Annotated in this window: 22 protein-coding genes; 2 read left to right on the plus strand and 20 right to left on the minus strand. The window is 62.6% G+C overall.

Going from position 1 to position 19,266, the window contains the following annotated elements; all coding sequences use genetic code 11:
* Positions 1 to 25: 25 nt before the first annotated feature.
* Genes fliR through fliO form a run of 4 tightly spaced genes read right to left on the minus strand, consistent with a single transcriptional unit; the run spans position 26 to position 2,395 of the window.
* Positions 26 to 865: a flagellar biosynthetic protein FliR gene (fliR, locus tag AC1RRC_RS30195; protein ID WP_493059449.1), complete on the minus strand. Its 840-nt coding sequence runs from the start codon at positions 863 to 865 to the stop codon at positions 26 to 28.
* Between the two features lie 36 nt (positions 866 to 901).
* Positions 902 to 1,171, minus strand: a complete 270-nt coding sequence (gene fliQ, locus AC1RRC_RS30200) for a flagellar biosynthesis protein FliQ (protein ID WP_493059451.1) — start codon at positions 1,169 to 1,171, stop codon at positions 902 to 904.
* A 13-nt stretch (positions 1,172 to 1,184) separates the two neighbouring features.
* Positions 1,185 to 1,952 (minus strand): flagellar type III secretion system pore protein FliP, encoded by a 768-nt coding sequence (fliP, locus tag AC1RRC_RS30205; protein ID WP_493059525.1) that lies wholly within the window; start codon positions 1,950 to 1,952, stop codon positions 1,185 to 1,187.
* Positions 1,952 to 2,395, minus strand: coding sequence for a flagellar biosynthetic protein FliO (fliO, locus tag AC1RRC_RS30210; RefSeq protein WP_493059452.1), 444 nt, complete (start codon positions 2,393 to 2,395; stop codon positions 1,952 to 1,954). Before fliO ends, fliP begins: the two co-directional genes overlap by 1 nt.
* Before the next feature lie 22 nt (positions 2,396 to 2,417).
* Between fliO and AC1RRC_RS30215 the strand changes: the two genes are divergently transcribed.
* Positions 2,418 to 2,570, plus strand: a complete 153-nt coding sequence (locus AC1RRC_RS30215; RefSeq protein WP_493059453.1) for a hypothetical protein — start codon at positions 2,418 to 2,420, stop codon at positions 2,568 to 2,570.
* Between the two features lie 67 nt (positions 2,571 to 2,637).
* Here AC1RRC_RS30215 and fliN read toward each other — a convergent pair whose 3' ends face one another.
* From fliN to fliF, 9 genes are all read right to left on the minus strand, one after another.
* The gene (gene fliN, locus AC1RRC_RS30220) at positions 2,638 to 3,060 is read right to left on the minus strand and encodes a flagellar motor switch protein FliN (protein WP_493059455.1); all 423 of its coding nucleotides are present in this window, start codon (positions 3,058 to 3,060) and stop codon (positions 2,638 to 2,640) included.
* A 13-nt stretch (positions 3,061 to 3,073) separates the two neighbouring features.
* Positions 3,074 to 4,060: a flagellar motor switch protein FliM gene (gene fliM / locus AC1RRC_RS30225; RefSeq protein WP_154371894.1), complete on the minus strand. Its 987-nt coding sequence runs from the start codon at positions 4,058 to 4,060 to the stop codon at positions 3,074 to 3,076.
* Between the two features lie 33 nt (positions 4,061 to 4,093).
* Positions 4,094 to 4,609: a flagellar basal body-associated protein FliL gene (gene fliL / locus AC1RRC_RS30230; protein WP_493059457.1), complete on the minus strand. Its 516-nt coding sequence runs from the start codon at positions 4,607 to 4,609 to the stop codon at positions 4,094 to 4,096.
* A 63-nt stretch (positions 4,610 to 4,672) separates the two neighbouring features.
* Positions 4,673 to 6,406, minus strand: coding sequence for a flagellar hook-length control protein FliK (locus tag AC1RRC_RS30235; RefSeq protein WP_493059459.1), 1,734 nt, complete (start codon positions 6,404 to 6,406; stop codon positions 4,673 to 4,675).
* 14 nt (positions 6,407 to 6,420) lie between these two features.
* Entirely contained in the window at positions 6,421 to 6,861 is a 441-nt protein-coding gene (gene fliJ, locus AC1RRC_RS30240) for a flagellar export protein FliJ (RefSeq protein WP_493059461.1), read from the minus strand.
* 32 nt (positions 6,862 to 6,893) lie between these two features.
* The gene (fliI, locus tag AC1RRC_RS30245) at positions 6,894 to 8,294 is read right to left on the minus strand and encodes a flagellar protein export ATPase FliI (protein WP_493059462.1); all 1,401 of its coding nucleotides are present in this window, start codon (positions 8,292 to 8,294) and stop codon (positions 6,894 to 6,896) included.
* 129 nt (positions 8,295 to 8,423) lie between these two features.
* On the minus strand, positions 8,424 to 9,173 hold the full coding sequence (locus tag AC1RRC_RS30250; RefSeq protein ID WP_493059463.1) for a flagellar assembly protein FliH: 750 nt from the start codon (positions 9,171 to 9,173) through the stop codon (positions 8,424 to 8,426).
* A gap of 35 nt (positions 9,174 to 9,208) precedes the next feature.
* A complete protein-coding gene (gene fliG, locus AC1RRC_RS30255) occupies positions 9,209 to 10,207 on the minus strand; it encodes a flagellar motor switch protein FliG (protein ID WP_493059464.1) in 999 nt (332 codons plus the stop codon).
* Positions 10,200 to 11,945: a flagellar basal-body MS-ring/collar protein FliF gene (gene fliF / locus AC1RRC_RS30260; protein WP_493059465.1), complete on the minus strand. Its 1,746-nt coding sequence runs from the start codon at positions 11,943 to 11,945 to the stop codon at positions 10,200 to 10,202. The genes fliG and fliF overlap by 8 nt, the downstream gene beginning before the upstream one ends.
* A 202-nt stretch (positions 11,946 to 12,147) precedes the next feature.
* Between fliF and fliE the strand changes: the two genes are divergently transcribed.
* On the plus strand, positions 12,148 to 12,495 hold the full coding sequence (gene fliE / locus AC1RRC_RS30265; protein WP_154371909.1) for a flagellar hook-basal body complex protein FliE: 348 nt from the start codon (positions 12,148 to 12,150) through the stop codon (positions 12,493 to 12,495).
* Positions 12,496 to 12,498: 3 nt separating this feature from the next.
* Here the strand turns inward: fliE and AC1RRC_RS30270 are convergent, their stop codons facing one another.
* The 7 genes from AC1RRC_RS30270 to AC1RRC_RS30300 all read right to left on the minus strand — a co-directional run bounded on the left by AC1RRC_RS30270 (position 12,499) and on the right by AC1RRC_RS30300 (position 19,249).
* Positions 12,499 to 13,254, minus strand: coding sequence for a flagellar brake protein (locus tag AC1RRC_RS30270; protein ID WP_493059466.1), 756 nt, complete (start codon positions 13,252 to 13,254; stop codon positions 12,499 to 12,501).
* The gene (locus tag AC1RRC_RS30275; RefSeq protein WP_493059467.1) at positions 13,251 to 13,595 is read right to left on the minus strand and encodes an EscU/YscU/HrcU family type III secretion system export apparatus switch protein; all 345 of its coding nucleotides are present in this window, start codon (positions 13,593 to 13,595) and stop codon (positions 13,251 to 13,253) included. Before AC1RRC_RS30275 ends, AC1RRC_RS30270 begins: the two co-directional genes overlap by 4 nt.
* Entirely contained in the window at positions 13,579 to 15,090 is a 1,512-nt protein-coding gene (gene fliK / locus AC1RRC_RS30280) for a flagellar hook-length control protein FliK (RefSeq protein WP_493059469.1), read from the minus strand. The genes AC1RRC_RS30275 and fliK overlap by 17 nt, the downstream gene beginning before the upstream one ends.
* A 57-nt stretch (positions 15,091 to 15,147) precedes the next feature.
* Entirely contained in the window at positions 15,148 to 15,477 is a 330-nt protein-coding gene (locus AC1RRC_RS30285) for a flagellar protein FliT (RefSeq protein WP_493059470.1), read from the minus strand.
* 4 nt (positions 15,478 to 15,481) lie between these two features.
* Positions 15,482 to 15,940: a flagellar export chaperone FliS gene (fliS, locus tag AC1RRC_RS30290; protein WP_493059471.1), complete on the minus strand. Its 459-nt coding sequence runs from the start codon at positions 15,938 to 15,940 to the stop codon at positions 15,482 to 15,484.
* 13 nt (positions 15,941 to 15,953) lie between these two features.
* Positions 15,954 to 18,623, minus strand: a complete 2,670-nt coding sequence (fliD, locus tag AC1RRC_RS30295; protein WP_493059472.1) for a flagellar filament capping protein FliD — start codon at positions 18,621 to 18,623, stop codon at positions 15,954 to 15,956.
* 245 nt (positions 18,624 to 18,868) lie between these two features.
* Positions 18,869 to 19,249 (minus strand): flagellar protein FlaG, encoded by a 381-nt coding sequence (locus tag AC1RRC_RS30300; protein WP_493059473.1) that lies wholly within the window; start codon positions 19,247 to 19,249, stop codon positions 18,869 to 18,871.
* Between the last annotated feature and the right edge of the window lie 17 nt (positions 19,250 to 19,266).

The following is a 19,266-nucleotide window of genomic DNA, read 5'->3' on the forward strand; positions in this document are numbered from 1 at the left end:
TCAATTGATTGCACGTGCTGCTTATTTACTGGGCGACCGGCGGCCGTGCTTGATTAAGCGCCGGCACCGGCTGTGGCTCCCGCGCAACCCATGTGCGCGGCAGTTCCCGGACTTTTTCCACACCTTGCATGAACAGGTTTTCCAGCGGCGTGGCCAGGTAAGGCAGTGTTGTTGCAATCACAATAAAACCAATCCCCAGCGTAATCGGGAACCCGATCCCGAACAAATTCAATTGCGGCGCCGCGCGCGTCAACACGCCCAGCGCCACGTTGGCCAGCAGCAGGGCGGCCACCATCGGCAGCGATATTTGCAGGCCTGCACTAAAGATACGGGCGCCCCAGTCGGCAACGCGCTTGAAGCCACCGCCATTGATGGGAATGCCGGACACCGGCAGCGTCTGGAAACTTTCCGCGAGCGCCGACAGCAAAACCAGGTGTGCGTTGACAGAAATAAATGCCATTGTAGCAACTAGCGCAAGGAATTGGCTGATAGCCGACGATCGTCCCTGGGTATTCGGGTCAAAAAACGACGCGAACCCCAGGCCCATGGTCAGGCTGCTGATTTCACCGGCCATTTCAATCGCGGAAAACACGATACGCATCGTAAATCCCATGGCCACGCCAATCAGCATTTCCTGCACCAGGATCAGCAAGCCGGCATACGACATCGGGTCGGCGGCCGGCAGCTTGGGCACATTGGGCGCGATCACCAGGGCCAGCAACACGCCCAGCGAGACTTTTACCGTAGTAGGAACACTGCGGTTGCCCAGCACGGGAGCGGCGGTAATCAGCCCCAGGATGCGCGCAAGCGGCCACAGCAGCGATGCGATCCATGTATTGATATCGGCACTGGACAGCGTAATCATGAGGCTGTCAGGAAACTTTTTTCTGCCATGGACAGGTTAGCCGACCAGGCCGGGGATGCCGGTAAACACTTGCCGCATGTAATCGAGCATGACGGACAACATCCACGGGCCCGCCACCACCAGCGCGACGAAGATGCCGACCAGTTTCGGGATGAAGGACAGGGTGGCTTCATTGATTTGCGTGGCGGCCTGGAATATCGAAATCACCAGGCCGATCACCAGCGCGACCAGCAGCATGGGCGCGGCCACCATCAGGGTGACTTCCATGGCCTGGCGGCCCATGGTCAATACGCTTTCCGGCGTCATGCGGCGGCCCCCTCTAGTAAAAACTCTGCGCCAGGGATCCCAGCAGCAATTGCCAGCCATCGACCAGCACGAACAGCATCAGCTTGAAGGGCAGGGAAATCACGGCGGGCGACATCATCATCATACCCATCGACATCAGTACCGACGCCACCACCATGTCGATGATCAGGAAGGGGATGAAGATGGCGAAGCCGATCTGGAACGCGGTTTTCAATTCACTGGTGACAAACGCCGGCACCAGGACTTTCAGCGGCACGTCTTCCGGTCCCTGCAGCGCCGGCGTGCGCGACAGCTTGACGAACAGGGCCAGGTCGGCCTGGCGCGTCTGCTTCAGCATGAATGCTTTGAGCGGGGCGCCGCCCCGTTCCAGCGCTTCCTGCATGGTGATCTTGTTATCTTGCAATGGCAGGTACGCGTCCACATAAATCTTGTCGAGCACCGGGCTCATGACAAACAAGGTCAGGAACAGCGCCATGCCGATCATCACCTGGTTGGGCGGCGCCGACTGCGTGCCCATGGCCTGGCGCAACAGCGAGAGGACAATAATGATGCGCGTAAAACCCGTCATCATCAGCAACACGGCCGGGATGAAGGTCAGCGCCGTCATCAGGATCAGCGTTTGCAGCGACAGCGAATAATTGGTCGCGCCGCCGCCGGCCGGGGAACTGGTGAAGGCCGGGATGGTCGGCTCGGCGGCCGCCAGCAACGGCAGCGCCGCCAGGGCGGCGGCCAGCAGGCACTTCGCGGTGGTTGCCGTGAGGCCGTGCTTCTTATTTACCATCATTTGCCATTACGCTTTTCGATCGTCTGCTTGAACCATTCGGCGAAGTTCGCGCTGGGCAGGGCTTGCCCGGGCGCCGTGGACGGCAGGTCGATTTCCGCTTCCTGGCGCGGCATGGTGGCCAGCGCATTCATGCGGCCCGGCGACGCGCCCACGACGATCCACTGTTCGCCCACTTCCACCACCAGGATACGTTCCCGGGCGCCGACGCTTAACGCGCCCACCAGTTTCACATTGGCGCTGCCCGTGATGCTCTTCGGGCCATAGCGTTTCAACAACCACGCCAGGCCAACCAGGATGGCCAACACCAGCAGCAGCGAAAACGTGGTTTGCAGCAGGCTGCCGCCGGCGGAGGGCGGCGCCGGCATCGGCATCGGCGCGGCGGGACGCGCGCCGGCCAGGGCGGCCTGCTGTTCCGGCGTGGCGGCCGGCGCGGCGGCCACAGGAGCCTCTGCCGCAGCCGTAGTGGCTACCGCCGGGCCTGGCGCCGCGTTGTCGGTGGCGGACGGCGCGGCGGCGCTGGCGCCTGAAATCGCACCAGACGCGGTCTGGGCGGCCAATACCGGCACTGCCGGCAAGGCCAGCACACCAGCCAACACCAGCGTCGCGATTCCGTAGGGCGGTTTCGTCCAAGGCGAAGCCGCCAAGCCAGCATTGCGTGAAAGCCTGCAATCAGATACTTGCGTCATTTATTCAATTTTCGGATGCGTTCGGATGGCGTAATGATGTCGGTCAGTCGGATACCGAACTTGTCGTTCACCACCACCACCTCACCCTGGGCGATCAGGCAGCCATTGACCAGCACGTCCATCGGTTCGCCGGCCAGGCCGTCGAGTTCCACCACGGAGCCCTGCGCCAGTTGCAGCAGGTTTTTAATGGCGATCTTGGTGCGGCCCAGTTCCACCGTCAATTGCACCGGGATATCGAGGATGAAGTCGATATCGTTGTGGGTTTCGGTTTTCGACGGCTGCTTGGAAAAATCCTTGAACACCGCAGCCTGCGCGGCCTGCTGGCTGGCCAGCGCTTCCGCTTCGGCCTTGGCCTGTTCAGCGATCGCCGCGCCCCAATCGTCGTCGAGGCCTTCTTGATCGTCTTGATTGTCCGACATTTTTAGTAACTCCTTATTTTGCATTCATGCTGTCGGAATTCGCCAGCAGCTTCTCCACCTTGAGCGCGTATTGTCCGTTCAGCACGCCGTAAGTGCAATCGAGCACCGGTACACCGTCCACCGTGGCTTCGATGGTTTCCGGAATGGTCAGCGGGATGATGTCGCCTACCCGCATGTTGAGGATTTCATCGAAGGACACCTTGGCGGTGCCGAGGCGCGCCACCAGTTCGACTTCGGCGATCTGGATTTGCTGCGTCATCAGGCGGATCCAGCGCTTGTCGACTTCCAGCGCTTCGCCTTGCAGCGACGAAGTCAGCGCATCGCGGATCGGCTCGATCATCGAATACGGCATGCAGAAGTGGATCTGGCCGGAGACCGAACCCAGTTCCACCGTGAACGTCGACGCCACCACCACTTCATTCGGCGTGGCGATGTTGGCAAACTGCGTATTCATTTCAGAACGGATGTACTCGAACTCGACCGGGTACACCGGTTCCCACGACTTGGTGTACGCCTCGAACACGATATCGAGGATGCGCAAGATAATGCGCTGCTCGGTCTGGGTGAAATCGCGGCCTTCGACGCGGGTGTGGAAGCGGCCGTCGCCGCCAAACAGGTTATCGACCAGCAGGAACACCAGTCCCGGGTCAAACACCATCAGCGCGGTGCCGCGCAGCGGCTTCATGTGGACCAGGTTCAGGTTGGTCGGCACCACCAGGTTACGGATGAATTCGCTGTATTTCGAGACCCGCACGGAACCGACCGACACTTCCGCGCTGCGGCGCAGGAAGTTGAACAGGCCCACCCGCAACAAACGCGCAAAACGTTCATTGATGATTTCCAGCGTCGGCATCCGGCCACGGACGATACGTTCTTGCGTGGCAAGGTTGTAAGTCCGGACACCGGTGACTTCTTCGGGTGTGGCGATGTCGTCCTGATCGCCGTTGACACCCTTAAGAAGGGCGTCAACTTCTTCCTGGGAAAGAAAATTATCCGCCATGATGTTGAGTACTGAATCTGATGACTGAGGTGATTACTGGATGATGAAGGAAGTAAACAGCACTTCCACCACGTCTTGTTCCGGTCCCCGGCGGTCGAACGGTTCCTTGATTTGTTCCAGGATTTCCTGGCTCAGCTGCTGCTTGCCTTCCGGCGTATTGATTTCCGAGGCGCGCTTGCTCGACAACAGCAACAAGACCCGGCTGCGCACCTTGGCCATGTTGTTCTTGATATTGTCCGAGTCTTCCAGGCCGCCCACCTGCACGGTAAAGGCCACTTGCAGGTATTGCTCGCCGTTTTCCTGTTGCAGGTTGACGGTGAACGGTTCCAGGGTCACGTAAGTGGGTGGTCCCAGCTTGGCGCTCTTTTGCTTGGATTTGGTGGGCGCTTCGTCATGATCGCCGCCGCCTTTCAGCATGACCCAGGCGCCGCCGCCGCCGGCTGCCAGCACCGCAACCAGTCCGCCTATCATGATCAACTTCTTCTTGGAGTTGACCGGTGCGGCCGCCTCGACTTTCGGCTCCGCCTTTGCTTTGGGATTCGCTTTCAAAATAACCCTTGCCCGCTGAAATCAATCAAACCATCAATGTCGGTATTATGGCACGCGCAGGCATCAGGCGAAGGTATCGACTGCGCCCAGCACCCGGCGGCGCGGCGCCGGTGTGGCGTCGTTGCCGCCATTTGCCTCACCCTGGCCGTCGCCATTGCCACCTTGTCCACGTCCGCGCCCGCCTGGACCCTGCTGCGCCGCACGCGCTTGTTCGAAGGCTTGCTGCTGGCCGGCCGTATCGGCCGACACGGTGGCGCTGCCCAACTGGATGCCGGCCTCGCTCATCATTTCACGCAACCTTGGCAGCGCGGCTTCCAGCGCCTGGCGGACTTCCGGCTGGGCGGCGGTGAAGCTGGCGCTGGCCTGGTCGTTCGAGATATTCAGCACCACTTGCATGGGACCCAGGTCCGGTGGATTCAGGGTCAGCGATGCGCTCTGCTCACCGCCGGCCACCATCCAGACGACTTTCTGGCCCAGTTGCTGGTCCCAGGCCGTGGTGCCGACCCGTGCCGGCAACTGGTTGGATGCGACGGCTTCCGCAGCTTTGCTGGCGGCCAGTTGTGCCTGTGCCACCGGGGCGGGGGCGCTGGCGGCGGTGTTGGCTTCCACCGCGCGGACGGCTTGGGCGCGGCTTTCCTGCACGCGTTCGGCGCCGGCCGGCTGGCGCAGGTCGGCCTGGACTTTCGCCGCGGCGCCGCTGGCGGCATCGGCGGTGGTATCGGCCGCTTTGTGGGCGGCCAGCGTGGCGCTGAAATCTTGTGCGGTGGCGGTGTCCGCCTTGCCCTCCTGCGGCTGGACTGCTTCGGTGGCCGCCGTCGCGGCAGCGGCGCCGGACGCCGTGGCGTCCTGCAGCGCCACGGCCGACTGCGGCAGGCCGGTGCTGACGGTCGACACGGGAAGGGCGCCTGGTGCCGCCGTGGACGCCGTCGTGGCAGGCTCGGCCGGGGTGGCCTCGCCGCTGGCGGAACCCGCCATGGCCATCGCTGTGCCCAGCGCGGCATCGAATGCGGCGGCATCGGATGCCGTGCCGGTTGCCACAGCGGTGGCGGCATCATCGGCAACGGCAGCTACTGCCACGGCCTGTGCCGCCGCCACGTCCGCATCCGCGAGACCCGCCAAGTCACCTTGTGCCGCCGCGTTGCCGGATTGCGCGGCGAGGGTTGCGGTATCGGCCAGGCTATCGGCTGCAGCGGCGGCCGGGGCAGCTTGCTGCGGCTGGTTGTAGCCCGCCAGCATGGCCAGCATGGCGGCCATGGCGTCGGCTGGCGCGGCTGCCTGCGCCATCGCTGCCGCTGCCGCGCTGTCGGCCGCCTGGGCAGCTTGCGCCGCTTCCGCGCTGGCGCCGTCGCCTGCCGGTGCGGTGGTTTGGCTGGTGTCGCCGGCGCCGGTGTTCTGCGAGGTGGCCGGGGCAGCTGGCGCTTGCGGGTGGTCGGTTGCCTGCGCCGACTGGCCGGCTTGCGCCTGCGTGGCAGCCTGCTGGGTTGCCGGCGGCTGGTGGGCCGGCTGCTGTGCCGGTTGTGCCTGTTGCGGGGCATGCGGCGCCGGGGCCGGCGCCTTCGCTTGCGGCTGCGCCGGACGCGCCGCGGCGGCTTGCGCCTGCGGTGCGCGTGCCTGCTGCGGCCGGGCCCCCATTTGGGTTGACTGCGCCGCCTGGTTGCCATAGGCCTGGCGCTGATCGATCTGGCGCGTCAGGGTTTGCGAGAACAAGCCATCCGCGCCGGCCGTGGAAGTGCGGCTGGCCGGCGCGGTGGTTCCGGCGCCGGTGGCGGTGATGTTCGGGATCAGCGGAGTCTGCATGGTTGCGCCGTCAATTAACGTTTATGGAAGGCCTGGCGGGCCGCGTGTTCATCCATGGCTTTCTGGTCGCGCTTGTTTTCAGCTTTCAGGGCGGCGGCCAATGCGCGGTCGTTCAGGGTCGAATACGACATGCGCTTGCGTTCGGCATCCTGCCACACGCTTTTTTCCTTTTCGCCGCGCGCCTGGGTGTGTTTCAGCACTTCTTCCTGGCCACGGATCGCATCGTCGAGCTTGCCCATGAATGCCTGGAAGTTGCGGTAAGCCATCGGGGTGATGCCGGTTTGCTGGGTGGCGGCAAAGCGCTTGCTGTATTCGTCGCGGTAGCCAATCAGCATGTTCAGTTTGTCTTCGGCATCCTGTACGGCTTTCAATGCCTGGCCCAGGCGCTTGGCCGCATCATCGGTTTCGCGGCGCGCCAGTTCGATCAGGGTTTGCAGTTGGGATTGGGAAGCCATGGTTCATTATAGGCGCGGGCCCGACAGTGCAATCAGTCGAACAGAACCGATAATTGCCCTAAACTCTCGCTCATGCTGACCCGTTCCGTGATTTGCTGCTGCAGGAAGTTTTCAATTTTGTCATGCAATTTGATGGCCTGGTCCAGCACCGGGTCGCTGCCGGGGCTGTAGGCGCCCACGGCAATCAAGTCGCGGCTGCGTTCATAGCGGGAGTACAACTGTTTCAAGTGCCGGGCCCGGTTCTGGTGGTCGGCCGAGGTAATTGAATGCATGGCGCGGCTGATCGACTGTTCGATATCGATGGCCGGATAGTGGCCGGCTTCGGCCAGGCGGCGGTTCAGCACGATGTGGCCGTCCAGGATCGCGCGGGCCGAGTCGGCAATCGGATCTTGCTGGTCGTCGCCTTCGGTCAGCACGGTATAAAACGCGGTGATCGAGCCGCCGCCCATTTCGCCATTGCCGGCCCGCTCCACCAGGATCGGCAATTTGGCAAACACCGATGGCGGATATCCTTTGGTGGCGGGCGGTTCGCCGATGGCCAGCGCGATTTCCCGTTGCGCCATGGCATAGCGGGTCAGGGAATCCATGATCAGCAGCACGTTTTTGCCCTGGTCGCGGAAATATTCGGCTATCGCGGTGGAGTAGGCGGCGCCCTGCATGCGCATCAGCGGCGGGGTGTCGGCCGGCGCCGCCACCACCACCGAGCGCGCCAGGCCTTCCGGACCCAGGATGTGTTCGATGAATTCCTTGACTTCGCGTCCCCGTTCGCCAATCAGTCCGACCACGATGACGTCGGCTTCGGTATAGCGCGCCATCATGCCCAGCAACACGGATTTGCCGACGCCGGAGCCTGCGAACAGGCCCATGCGCTGACCCCGGCCCACGGTCAGCATGGCGTTGATCGAGCGCACGCCCACGTCCAGGGTTTCCACGATCGGCGCCCGGCCCAGCGGGTTGGCGGGGCGCACATTGATGGGCGCGCTGTCGCTGGTGTGGATCGGCCCGCCGCCATCGAGCGGGCGGCCGGCGCCATCGAGCACGCGGCCCAGCAATTCATAGCCGACCGGCAAATGGCGGGCGCGGTCGCTGGGACGGCGGCGCGGGTGGGCGACACTGCCGGGTTTGGGGATCGATTGTTCGATCGGGAACACGCGGGTACCGGGCACGATGCCTTCCACATCGCTTTGCGGCATCAAAAACAGTTTCTCACCTTCAAATCCCACGACTTCCGCTTCGACTTTGCCGCCGGACGGCAGCGGCACCGTGCACGCCGCGCCCACCGCCAGCCGCAAGCCGACCGCTTCCATGACGAGCCCGGCCACCCGCGTGACCCGGCCCGACACTTGCATCGGTTCGACGAAATCCACCAGGGTGGAACAATCGTTGAGGTAACTGCTCCAGCGCTGGATGTGCTTGCTAGGATCGAATGCCATAGGTTTTCCGGGACCTTGTATCCGTAGGGCGGTTTCGCCGGAGGCGAAGCCGCCATGCATGCGTTGTGGCGGAGCGGGCATGGCGGCTTCCGCTACGCGGAAACCGCCCTACGGAGTTGATGTCAGTAATTAATCAAGCCAATCCACGTTTTTTCCCAGGGCATGGGTCAGCCGCGCCCAGCGCGCCGAGGTTTGCGCATCGATCTGGTTACTGGCGGTATCGACCTTGCAGCCGCCGCGTTCGACGGACGGATCGTCAATCACGCGCCAGCCGCCTTTTTCCAGTTCTTCACCAATGCCTTCTCGCACCACTTCGGCGTCGTCGGGATTGAGCATCAGCAGCGCCGGCTGTTGTAGTGATGGCAAGTATTCAATGGCTTCGCGCACGATCGGCAAGATCAGCGAGGGCTTCACCTGCAGCGCCTGCTTGAGCATGGCTTTGGATAATTGCAGCGCCAGTTCCAGCACGTCGGCGGCAATCATGGTGTCGGCGCCCTGCAGCGCAGCGCTGAAGTTGTCGGCCAGGTCGCGCAGCGGCAATAATTTCTGGTCGGTTTCTTCCTTGCCCAATGCAATCGCATCGGCATGGCCTTCCGCATGGCCCGCCGCATAGCCGGCGCCATACCCTTCGATGCGCGCTTCCTCGCGGATCGCGGCCAGTTCTTCTTCGCTCGGGTAATGCACTTGCGGAACCGGTTCGTGCTCGGCGTATTCGCCGTGTTCCGCGTATTGCGGTTCGAGTTCTTGCGGTGGTGGCGGCGGCGCGGCGGCGGCTTCTTCGGCGGCAATGCGCGCCAGCGTGCTGGGACGGAAGTCGCCAAACGACTTCATTTCCCAGCGCTGGTACGCGGTTTGCTGTTCTTTCGGTATGTGAGCCATCTACTACAACTGCCTTTTCGACTGCGTCAACGGGATCAAATGAAGGAATCCTCGCCTTTGCCGCCGAGGACGATCTGCCCTTCGTCGGCCAGGCGGCGCACGATTTGCAGGATTTGTTTTTGCTGGGTTTCCACTTCCGACAGGCGCACCGGACCTTTCGAATCCAGGTCTTCGCGCATCATTTCCGATGCGCGGGCCGACATGTTCTTGAAGATCTTGTCGCGCAACTCTTGCGACGCGCCTTTCAGGGCAATGATCAGCATTTCCGACTGGACTTCGCGCAACAGCAGCTGGATGCCGCGGTCGTCGATATCGATCAGGTTGTCGAACACGAACATCTCGTCCATGATCTTTTGCGCCATGTCGTTGTCGTAGTTCTTGATGTTGTCCATCACGTTCTGCTCTTGCTCGCCAGACATGAAGTTCAAAATCTCCGCCGCGGCACGCACACCGCCCAGGGTGGATTTCTTGATGTTTTCATTACCGGACAACAGTTTGGTCAGCACGTCGTTCAATTCACGCAACGCGGCCGGCTGCACGCCGTCCAAGGTGGCGATCCGCAGCACCACGTCATTGCGCAGACGGTCGGTGAAGTGGCCGAGGATTTCGCAGGCCTGGTCGCGCTCCAGGTGGACCAGGATGGTGGCAATGATCTGCGGGTGTTCGTTGCGGATCAGTTCGGCCACGGAGTTGGAATCCATCCATTTCAGCGATTCAATGCCGGACGCATCCTTGCCGCCCAGGATGCGCGACAGCAGCACCGACGCCTTGTCGTCGCCCAGCGCCTTGGTCAGCACCTGGCGGATGTATTCGTCGGAATCCAGGCCGACGGTGGAGGCGGCGGCGCAGCGGTCGCGGAAGTCGTCCAAAGTGGAAATGACTTGCTCGTGCGGCACGTTTTTCATCGTGGCCATGCCCGCGCCCAGTTTCAGCACTTCGCGTGGGCCGAGGAATTTCATCACTTCGGCCGCTTCCGATTCGCCCATCGCCAGCATCAGGATGGCGGCTTTTTGCAGTCCGGTATTCTCAGTCATTTGCGCCTATCCATTCTTTGATCACGTTGGCAACAATGCGGGGGTCTTCCATGGCGAGTTTCTTGGCCAGCGCCAGGTTGTCGCGGTAAGTACGGGCCGTACTTTCTTCCATTTTAGCCAGTTCCAGCTCCATGAGCTCTTCTTCTGTCGGGCCTTCCGGTTCTTCAACGACTTCCTCGACCGGTTCCGGCTCGGGTTCGTTGATTTCATCGATTTTCTTGAAGACCGGACGCATCATCGGACGCACGATCCGCAGCAGGATATACAGCAGGATCAGCGCGGTAATCAGGAACTTCGCCAGTTCTTTCGCCAGCGGCAGGTTGGCCGGATCGCGCCACCAGTCGAGCACCACCGGCGGTTCAAACGGCTTGTCGACGCCGTCAAACGGCGCATTCGCCACGCTGAGGGAGTCGCCCCGTTCCTGGTTGAAGCCCATCGCTTCGCGCACCAGGTTGCGGATGTTTTCCATTTCCGCCGCCGTGTACGGCTTGATTGTGACCTTGCCGGTCTTGGTATCGACAAAGCGGCGGTAATTGATGACCACGCCCACCGTCATGCGCTTCAGGCCGGCCATGGCCTTTTGTTCATAGCGCACGGTCTTGTCGACTTCGTAATTGGTGGTCGATTCCTTGTGGTTCGGGTTGTTCGCCGCGCCAGTCTGGGCGCCGGCCGGCGTGCCGGGGGCGGCGGCCGTACCGGGCGGGGTGGTGGTGAGCGGCGCGGTGGCGGCGCCCGGCGGCTGGTTCGACAGGGCGCCGGGGACACCGTTGGGATTGGCATTGCCGCTGCCATTGGTTTCGCTGCTTTGCTGGCTGCGGATGGCCGACGCGGCCGGCGGCGAGTTGGGTTTATACGATTCCGCCGCCTGTTCGACAGCGGCAAAGTCGACATCCGCCACGGCTTCGGCGCGCACGTTGCCCTCGCCGACGATCGGCAAGATGATCGATTCCACCTGCTTGATGACTTGTTTCTGGACTTCCTGCACGTATTTCAGCTGGCTGGCGTCCAGGTTTTTATTCAGCCCCGCTTCATTACCCTTGTTCTGGTTCGACAGCAAGTTGCCGGCGCCGTCCACGATGGTGACGTTCGACGGCAGCAATTCCGGCACCGACGACGCCACCAGGTGCACGATGGACGATGCCTGGGCCGGATCGAGCTGGCGGTTGGGATGCAGGGTCAGGATCACCGACGCGGTGGGTTTTTGCTGTTCGCGCACGAACACCGACGGTTTGGGCATGGCCAGGTGCACACGGGCCGCCTGCACGGTGGCCAGCGATTCGATCGAGCGCGCCAGTTCGCCCTCGAGGGCGCGCTGGTAATTGACTTGTTCGTGGAATTGCGACACGCCCAGTTTCTGGTTTTCCATCAGCTCGAAGCCGACGTTGCCCCCCTTGGGCAAGCCTTGCGCCGCCAGCTTCAGGCGCACGTCATGCACTTGCTCGGTCGGGATCAGGATCGCCTGGCCGTTTTCAGAAAACTTGTGCTTGACCTGCATCTGGTCCAGCGCGGCCGTGATGGCGCCGCCGTCGCGGTCGGTGAAATTGGAAAACAGGACACCGTAGGCCGGCGGCTGGTTCCACAGCCACAGGGCGACGATCAGGGCCAGCAGCGCGGCCGCACCGGCGCCGCGCACCACCCATTTGCCCATCTGGGTTTGCAGGAACGGCGGTTTGCTCTCCGGCGGCGTGCCCGGGTCCGCTGCGTCATCAAGGTCGAGTTGTTCGGCTGCTGCTGCCATGGCGATTCAAAAGTGAGATGGATGGATGCTGTTGCGCATTATGGTGCAGCCGGGCCGTGATTGAACCTGGAAATAAGGGCAGGTTTACCGCGCTGCTCCGCGCAGGAAGCTGGCGCAGCGACTGATATTCTGCCAGCACTGACGGAACCGCCGGCTATTTTAACGTGGCGCTGTTCCATACCAGCAACAAAATGAGGTCAAAATGAAAACCAGCGGTCTCGGGATCGATAGCAGCCGTATCCAGGCAATGATGGAGCAATTGAAAGCGCATGCGGCCCGCCCGCAGGCGACGCCGCCTGCCATCAAGACCGAAGCGCCGGCAGCGAAAGTCGAGTTTTCCGATGCGCTGAAGAAATCACTGGATGCGGTGGCGGTGAGCCAGAACCAGGCGTCGGACCTGGGCAAGCGTTTTCAGATGGGGGACGATTCGGTCAGCCTGTCCGATGTCATGATTTCCATGCAAAAGGCCAGCCTGAACTTCCAGGCCACAGTGCAGGTGCGGAACAAACTCGTTTCCGCATATCACGACATCATGAACATGCAGGTGTGATGCTTAGCCGAGGCCCGCGATGCGCGCATTGCGCTCGCGCTCCAGCTTGGTGATGTAACGCTGCACGGAATTGAGCGCGCCGCGCTGCATGTCGAGGAACTGGCAGCCCAGGCGGCGATTGGATTTGTTGTTCAGCAACGTCAAATCAATCATGTTGCGAATTTGTAAACTCGTGACCACGGTACCGATTTCCGGCAATTCAATGCGGCAATCGTCGTATTTCCTGCCCATGCTGTCGCCCAGCAGCAATTTGTTATCCAAAATCGCAATGCCGCCGCAACTGATGTCGGCCAGCGGGAAACTGCTGGTGCCGCCACCGAGGTCTTCCGGCAGGGGAATCACGGCGCGCACCGGGTTCGTCACCGGCGTGTTCATGCGGTAATACTCGCGGCGCTGCAAACGGATCAGCGAGGAGGGCAGGGCGATCTTGAACGCCGGGCTGCCCTGGTAGCGGCACTGCTCGACCCGCTCGCTGGCAAACAGGATGCGGATCTTATCGAGCGTGGTTTCATACGACAGGGTGCGCGCGCCCAGGATGCGGTGGTTCTGGTCCGGATTGATCGAACAATCGAGGATCACGGCGTTATTGTCCGCATCCACCTCGAGGATGGATGTGACGCACACGTCGGCCTCGCCATGGACCAGCATGCGGATCAGCTGGTTTTTTTCGCCGATGCTGCGCAGCAGGGCGATGATTTCCTTGCGCGATTCGACTTCAAAGTCGTGCCAGTTTTCCAGTTCCGCTTCTATTCGGTTCATCTGTTCTTATCTTCTTCGGTTAATGGAGAGCTGGTGTCAGGCGGCGGCGGAAGCGGCATGCCCGACTTTTGCGCTGTTTCAATATGATAAAGCCACGCTAGTAGTTCCGCAATTATGCGATACAGGACCGGCGGAATCTGCCGGTCGAGGTCGACATCCATCAGCAGCGACACCAATTCCTTCGATTCATGGATATGCACGCCGTGTTCATTGGCCACGGCGATGATTTGTTCGGCCACCAGGCCGCGCCCCTTGGCCACGACTTTGGGCGCCGGTTCGCCACTGCGGTAGGCCAGCGCCACCGCGCTTTGCAGGGGGCGCAAGTCAGGCGGCTTTGCCATCCGACGCTCCTTCCGTGCCGATCGACAGCGACGCCAGCGGCGAACCCGCCGCGTCCAGCGCGCGCTGCAATTCGCCGGCCCACGCGCGCATGGTGTCGGCGCTGCCATCGCTGCCGGCCTGCAACTGGATATGCACTTGTTCCCCCACCAGGGTCACGGAGGCCGCCACCTTGCCCAGCATCGGCAGGCTGAACCGTACCCCGCTGCGCCAGACGGTATCGGCTTCGCGTTCTTCCTTGCCCTGGCGTCCGTCGCGTTCATCGCGTTCGTCGCGTTCCACTTCCCATTGCATGGGCTGGCCGGGCCACGCTTCGCCATTCCATTGCACACGCTGCTGTTCATGCGCGTGCAATTGCTGGTTGATCATTTGCGCGGCTGACAAGTCCGGGGCCAGCTGGGCGGCGCGCGCCAGCGATTCGGCGCTCTGGCGGCCCGTTTGGCCTTCCTGCCGCTGCATTTGCGGTTCGCGCTGTAAATCGGCCAGTGGACGCTTTCCTTCCGCCCATTCCGCCACGTGCGATTCATAAAACAAGCCGCTGGCGCCCAGCGCATCCTGCAAGCTTTTCGCCAGTTGCTGCGGCTCCGGCGCGCCGGCCTGTACCAGTGGCGTCTTGCCAGCAATGGTGGCTGGTGTACCGGGCGCGTGATAGGCATTGGCCAGCGCGCTGGCGATGCTGCGCGCGCCTTCGCTCAGGCGCGGGGCCGGTGTGTCGCGCCCCAGGTTGGGCAACTGGTCGGACGGGGTCAGCGGCGCCTTGCTCAGCAACATCGCGCCCAGCGTTTGCGGCCGGGCTTGCTGGGCCGGCGCGGCATTGCCCGGCTGTGCGCCGGCTTGGGCGCCCGCTTGCGCGGTGGCCTGGGTCTGGGTGAACTGGGCGGCCGCTTGCGCCGCTTTGCCGGCAGCGGCTTGCGCCTGGGCATTGGCTGCGGCATTGGCCACATTCGCCGCGTTGGCCGCATGGGCGCCGGTATGGGCGGCATTGGCCGCATTGGCGTTGGCGGCCTGGCCGCCGGGCGCCGTGTTCGGCGCCGCATCGGCATCGGCGGCGGTATCGGCGCCGGCTGACAATGGCAGTCCCGCCGCGCCGGCATTCGGCTGGCGGCCCGCCGCCGTGGCCGTGCTTTGCGATGGCAATGGTGCCGCCTCGCCCGCGTCTTGCGGCAAACCCGCGTCCGAATACAGCGGCACCGGCTGTGCGTTATTGCCGATCTGGAAAGTGGGGCGGGGGGTGACGGACAACAAGGTCATCGGCACCTCGGCGCCGACTTGCATGCCGGGCGGCAGCATCATGCGGACGGAAGCGCCCGCCACCCGCACCAGCGAACTGCCATCCTGGTAATTGGATAGCACCTGGCCCTGCATCGATTGCCCCACCATCGAGCCCAGCGTACGGGCCAGCATGGCTTGCCGCGCATCGCTGACGGGCAGGCTGGCGGCCGGCGGGGTGACTGCAGCGGCCGGCTTGACGCCGGTGGCGTCGAGGCGCGGCAGCATAGGTCTTCCTATAATGTGGGTTCCCGGCCTGAAGGCCCGGCACCCATGGCTAAGCTATCAGACGCCGCCATAGGCGTTGGCCAGGCGGCGTTCCGTGCCGGTATTGTTGATCAGGGCGGACAGCTGGGCCATCCACGGCATCGTGATGTCGCGGATCTTGCGGTCCGCCGTCAACATTTTACGGATCAGTTCGACTTTGCGTTCGCGCTGTTCACCGACCAGCGGCTGCTGTCCTTCTTCCGACTGCAAGGTGCGCACGTGTGCGGCGCAGCGCTGCTCCAGTTCCACCAGCTGGTCCCATTCGCTGCGCGTGGCGGCATCGAGCATCTGCTCCGTCAAGTCAGCCATTTCAGCGTATACCGTCAAAACGTCGTGGTTGGTCATCATGAATTCAGGCGCTCGCATATTTGTTGGCCAGGGACGAAGGGGCCACGGAAGGCTGTGGCGGCGTCACGGCCGGGGCATCGCCGATCTGGTTCCACGCATCGCGCAATTCCGTCAGCAGGCGCTGGACTTCTTCGAGGATGGTGGGATCGTTTTTCAAGTTGGCGGTCAACAGGCGGCCGCTCATGTATTCATACAGCGCATCGAGGCCTTCGGCAATGTCGCCGCCGACCTTCTTGTCGAGCGCCGCGCGCAAGCCGCTGTCAATGATCATGATGGCTTTGGAGATGGCTTTGCCTTTTTCACCAATATTGCCAGCGCGCATATTCACCAGCGCATTGCTGATGGAAACCAGCGCGCCGTCAAACAGCATGACGATCAGCTTGTGTGGACTGGCTGCGATAACGCCGGTCTCGATGCCCACCTTTGCGTAGGCATTGACGCCAGTTTGCCTTGATCCGAACATACTATTTCTCCTGTTATTTATTCAGTGATGCAAATTGCTGCGTCAGGAACGCGGCGGTCTTGCTCATGCTGGACAACGCGGTGTCCAGCGCGGTGTACTGCTTGCGGTAACGGGCTTCGATATCGACCAGCTTGGCGTTGAACGCATCTTTTTGCTTGCCGAGATCCTTGACGTTGTCGTTCAGCCCCTTGGTGCGGCCGGTCAGGATGCCGCTCCCGCCCAGGTAACTCTTGGCCAGGATGTCGAGCTGGTACGCATACCCCTGCGAAAAGCCCAGGGTGCCCCGGCTGCCGATGGTGTCGCCCTTGACTTCGAGTTTCAAGCCTTCGGTCGGGGCGCCGGCGGCGCCGGTCAGCATCTGGCCATCGCCGGACGCGGAAAAGCCGCCGATGGTGCCGGCCACGTCCACGCCGTCGGTCGAGGCCGCACCGCCGAAGATGGCGGCCACCGAGGTGCCGGTATCGCTGGTCAGGGTCAGGTTGGAGGCCGAACCGTATTTGGTGGAATTGATCTTCAGCGTGCCGTCATCATTGATGGTGGCTGACACGGTCGAACCTGCCTGCGTGAAGTTGCTGGCGCCATTGATGGCGGCCTGCAACACGGTGGACAGTTCCTGGGCTGTATAGGTGCCAGCCGGGATTTTCACGGACGCCGTGGTGACCGAGGCGGACGACGTCGAACTGTTCAGCTTGACGCTCCACACGGTATCGTCGGCAATCGTGGTCGAGGCCGGGATGGCGGCCGCGCTGGTCAGGGTGCCCTGGGTCGCCAGGCGGGTAATGTCGATGCGGTAATCGCCGGCCTTGGTGGCGGTCTTGGACGAGACAAAGCTGATGTCCGCATCGCTGCTGCGGCCGACCGCGGCAAACAGGCCCGCGATATCGTTGAAATTGGTGCTGATGGCTTTTTGCAGCTTGGAATTATCCAGGGTCAGCGTGCCATCTTTCTGGAACGCGATACCAATCTGCGACAGCGAGGTCAGCTTGCTGCCCTGCAAGCCACTGATGGATTGCGTCATCTGGCGGCGCAGCGACGCTTGCAAGGTCTGGATCGTGGAATCGCCCAGCAGGTCGCCGCCGCGCTTGGTTTCCGGATCGTAGCTGGCGACCGACTTGATTTGCCCGTTGAGTTCGTTAAAGGCTTTGACGAAGCCATTGATCGCGCTGTTCAGCGAACCGGTGTCCTTGGCCACCACCAGGTTGGCGCTGCCGGTTTTCACGGCGCTGATGGTCACGCCTTCGATCGCGCCGCTGATGCCGGTGCTGTGGCTGGTGACGGGAATGCCGTTGACATTGGCCAGCGTGTCGAGCGCGGCGGTTTTCTGGCTCAGGTTTTGCGTGCCGGAAGGGTCATACGCCAGCAAGCTTTCGACCGCCGAGTCGGCGGGATCGCCGTTGCTGCCGCTGACGGTGATTTTCATGTTCGAATTGGCGCCGGTGGCCGACGACGACAACACCAGGTGGTGCGGCGTGCCGGTGCTGCCATCGGAGACGATGCTGGCGGTGACGCCGAAATTGGCCTTGTTGATGGCGTCGCGGATGCCCTGCAAGGTGTTGTTGGTGCTGTCGATGACGATATTGCCGCTGGAACGGGTGCCATCCTGGGCAAACGTGGCGCCCTGGTAAGCACCGCCCACGCCGGCCGTCAGGCCCGCCACGGAAGGATTGCTGCCGCCGACCGTGATTTGCGTGCCGTTGGTCGAAACCAGCGACACCGTGCTGGTGGTGGTGGCGCTGTAGCCGCTGTTGGCGGTGCCGCTGTTGCCGATGCCGCCGGCCACTGCCCCGGTGACGCTTTCCGTCACCGTGATATTGTTGCCATCCGTATTCGAGAAGCGCAGGGTGCCCGCCGCCGCCGTGCCCGAGACCGTGATGTTGGCATTGGTCAGCGCCTGCGTCACGCTGTTGTTGCCTGCCAGTACCGCGTCAATCGCGGCCGCATCCACGCCGCCGGACGCGATGCCGGTGGCCTGGCTGATGATGTCGACGCCGCCCACCGACAGTTTATAGGTGCCGCCGCCGCTGGTGTCGATGGCGCCAAAGGTGGTCGCGCCGCCGCTGCCAAACAGGGTTTCCGCGGTTTGCGTGGTGTCGGCTTTGGCGGTGACGTTGGTGGTGCCGCTCTTGGCATTGATGGCGTCCGCCAGCAGCTTGGCGCTGCGCGTGCTGCCATCGGTGGCGATCGCGGTGCCGTTCAGGCTCAGCGCGCCCGGCGTGATGCCGCCATTGACGACCCCGGCGCCCAGCGCCGTGCTGGTCATGCCGAAACTGCCGCCGGCCACCGTGCCGAGCTGGATATTGATGGTGGTCTTCGCACCCAGGCCGACCGCGGCCGTGGTGGACTTGTAGCCGCCGGACGCCAGGGTTTGCGCCTGGGCCACTTGCGTGATGTCAACTTTATACGTACCAGGCTGGGCCTTGCTGGTGGCCGAGCCGGTCAGGATGTTGGGGTCGCTGGAGTTGCTGCTCAGGGTTTGGAAGCCCGACAGCGATGTCAGGCTGGACAGGGAGCCCTGGAACGTGCTCAACGCGCCCGATACCGTGCCGAAAGCCGTGACTTTGGCAAGGTAGCTGGCTGATTTCTTGTCCAGGGTCGCGACTGGTGCAGCCTCAACGGCCATCAGCTTGCTGATGATCGCATTGACGTCCAGATTGGAACCGATACCCGGTGAGGAAATGCCCACGTTGTACTCCTGTTGAAAGCATTAGGTTAAGTCATTATCGGCACATTCAAACAGGACTTGAGAGGGGGAATTACGGCTCAGTTCATCATACGCTTAAAAAAGCGGCAGATTGGAATGTCCGTTGAATGTACGGAAAAAGTGCGGGAAAAGAACGGGGCGGCGCGCGCCAGGCGCAACACCGCATGCCGCCATGCTGCCATGGGGAAGAGCGGGGCGGCGCGCCGTAGCGGCCGCCCCGTGGGGAATCAGGCGGTTTGCTTGATCAGCATGCCTTTGGAACTGTCCAGCGATTTGGCGATCGCCAGCGCTTCCGGCGACGGAATCTGGCGCAACACTTCCTTGGTGGTCTGGTCGACCACTTTGACAACGGTACGCTTGCTATCGTTGTCGACGGAAAATTCCAGGCCTTGTGCCTTGGCCTGGGATGCCTTGTTCAATTCCGACACTGCCTGGTTGACTTCGTCCAGCGTAGGCACAGGCGCCGCACCTTTGACTGCGTTCGCTGTTTCCAGCGTGGTCGCCGCGGGCGCACGGCCGGTGCCGGCCAGTGCGACTGTGTCTGCCGCTGCCACAGTCCGGTCGACGCTGCGGGCGCCGCCAGAAGAACTGATGGAGTCGATAGTCATGATGCTTCCTTTGCGAA

The sequence above is a fragment of the Pseudoduganella sp. GW821-FHT12E03 genome, assembly GCF_058807115.1.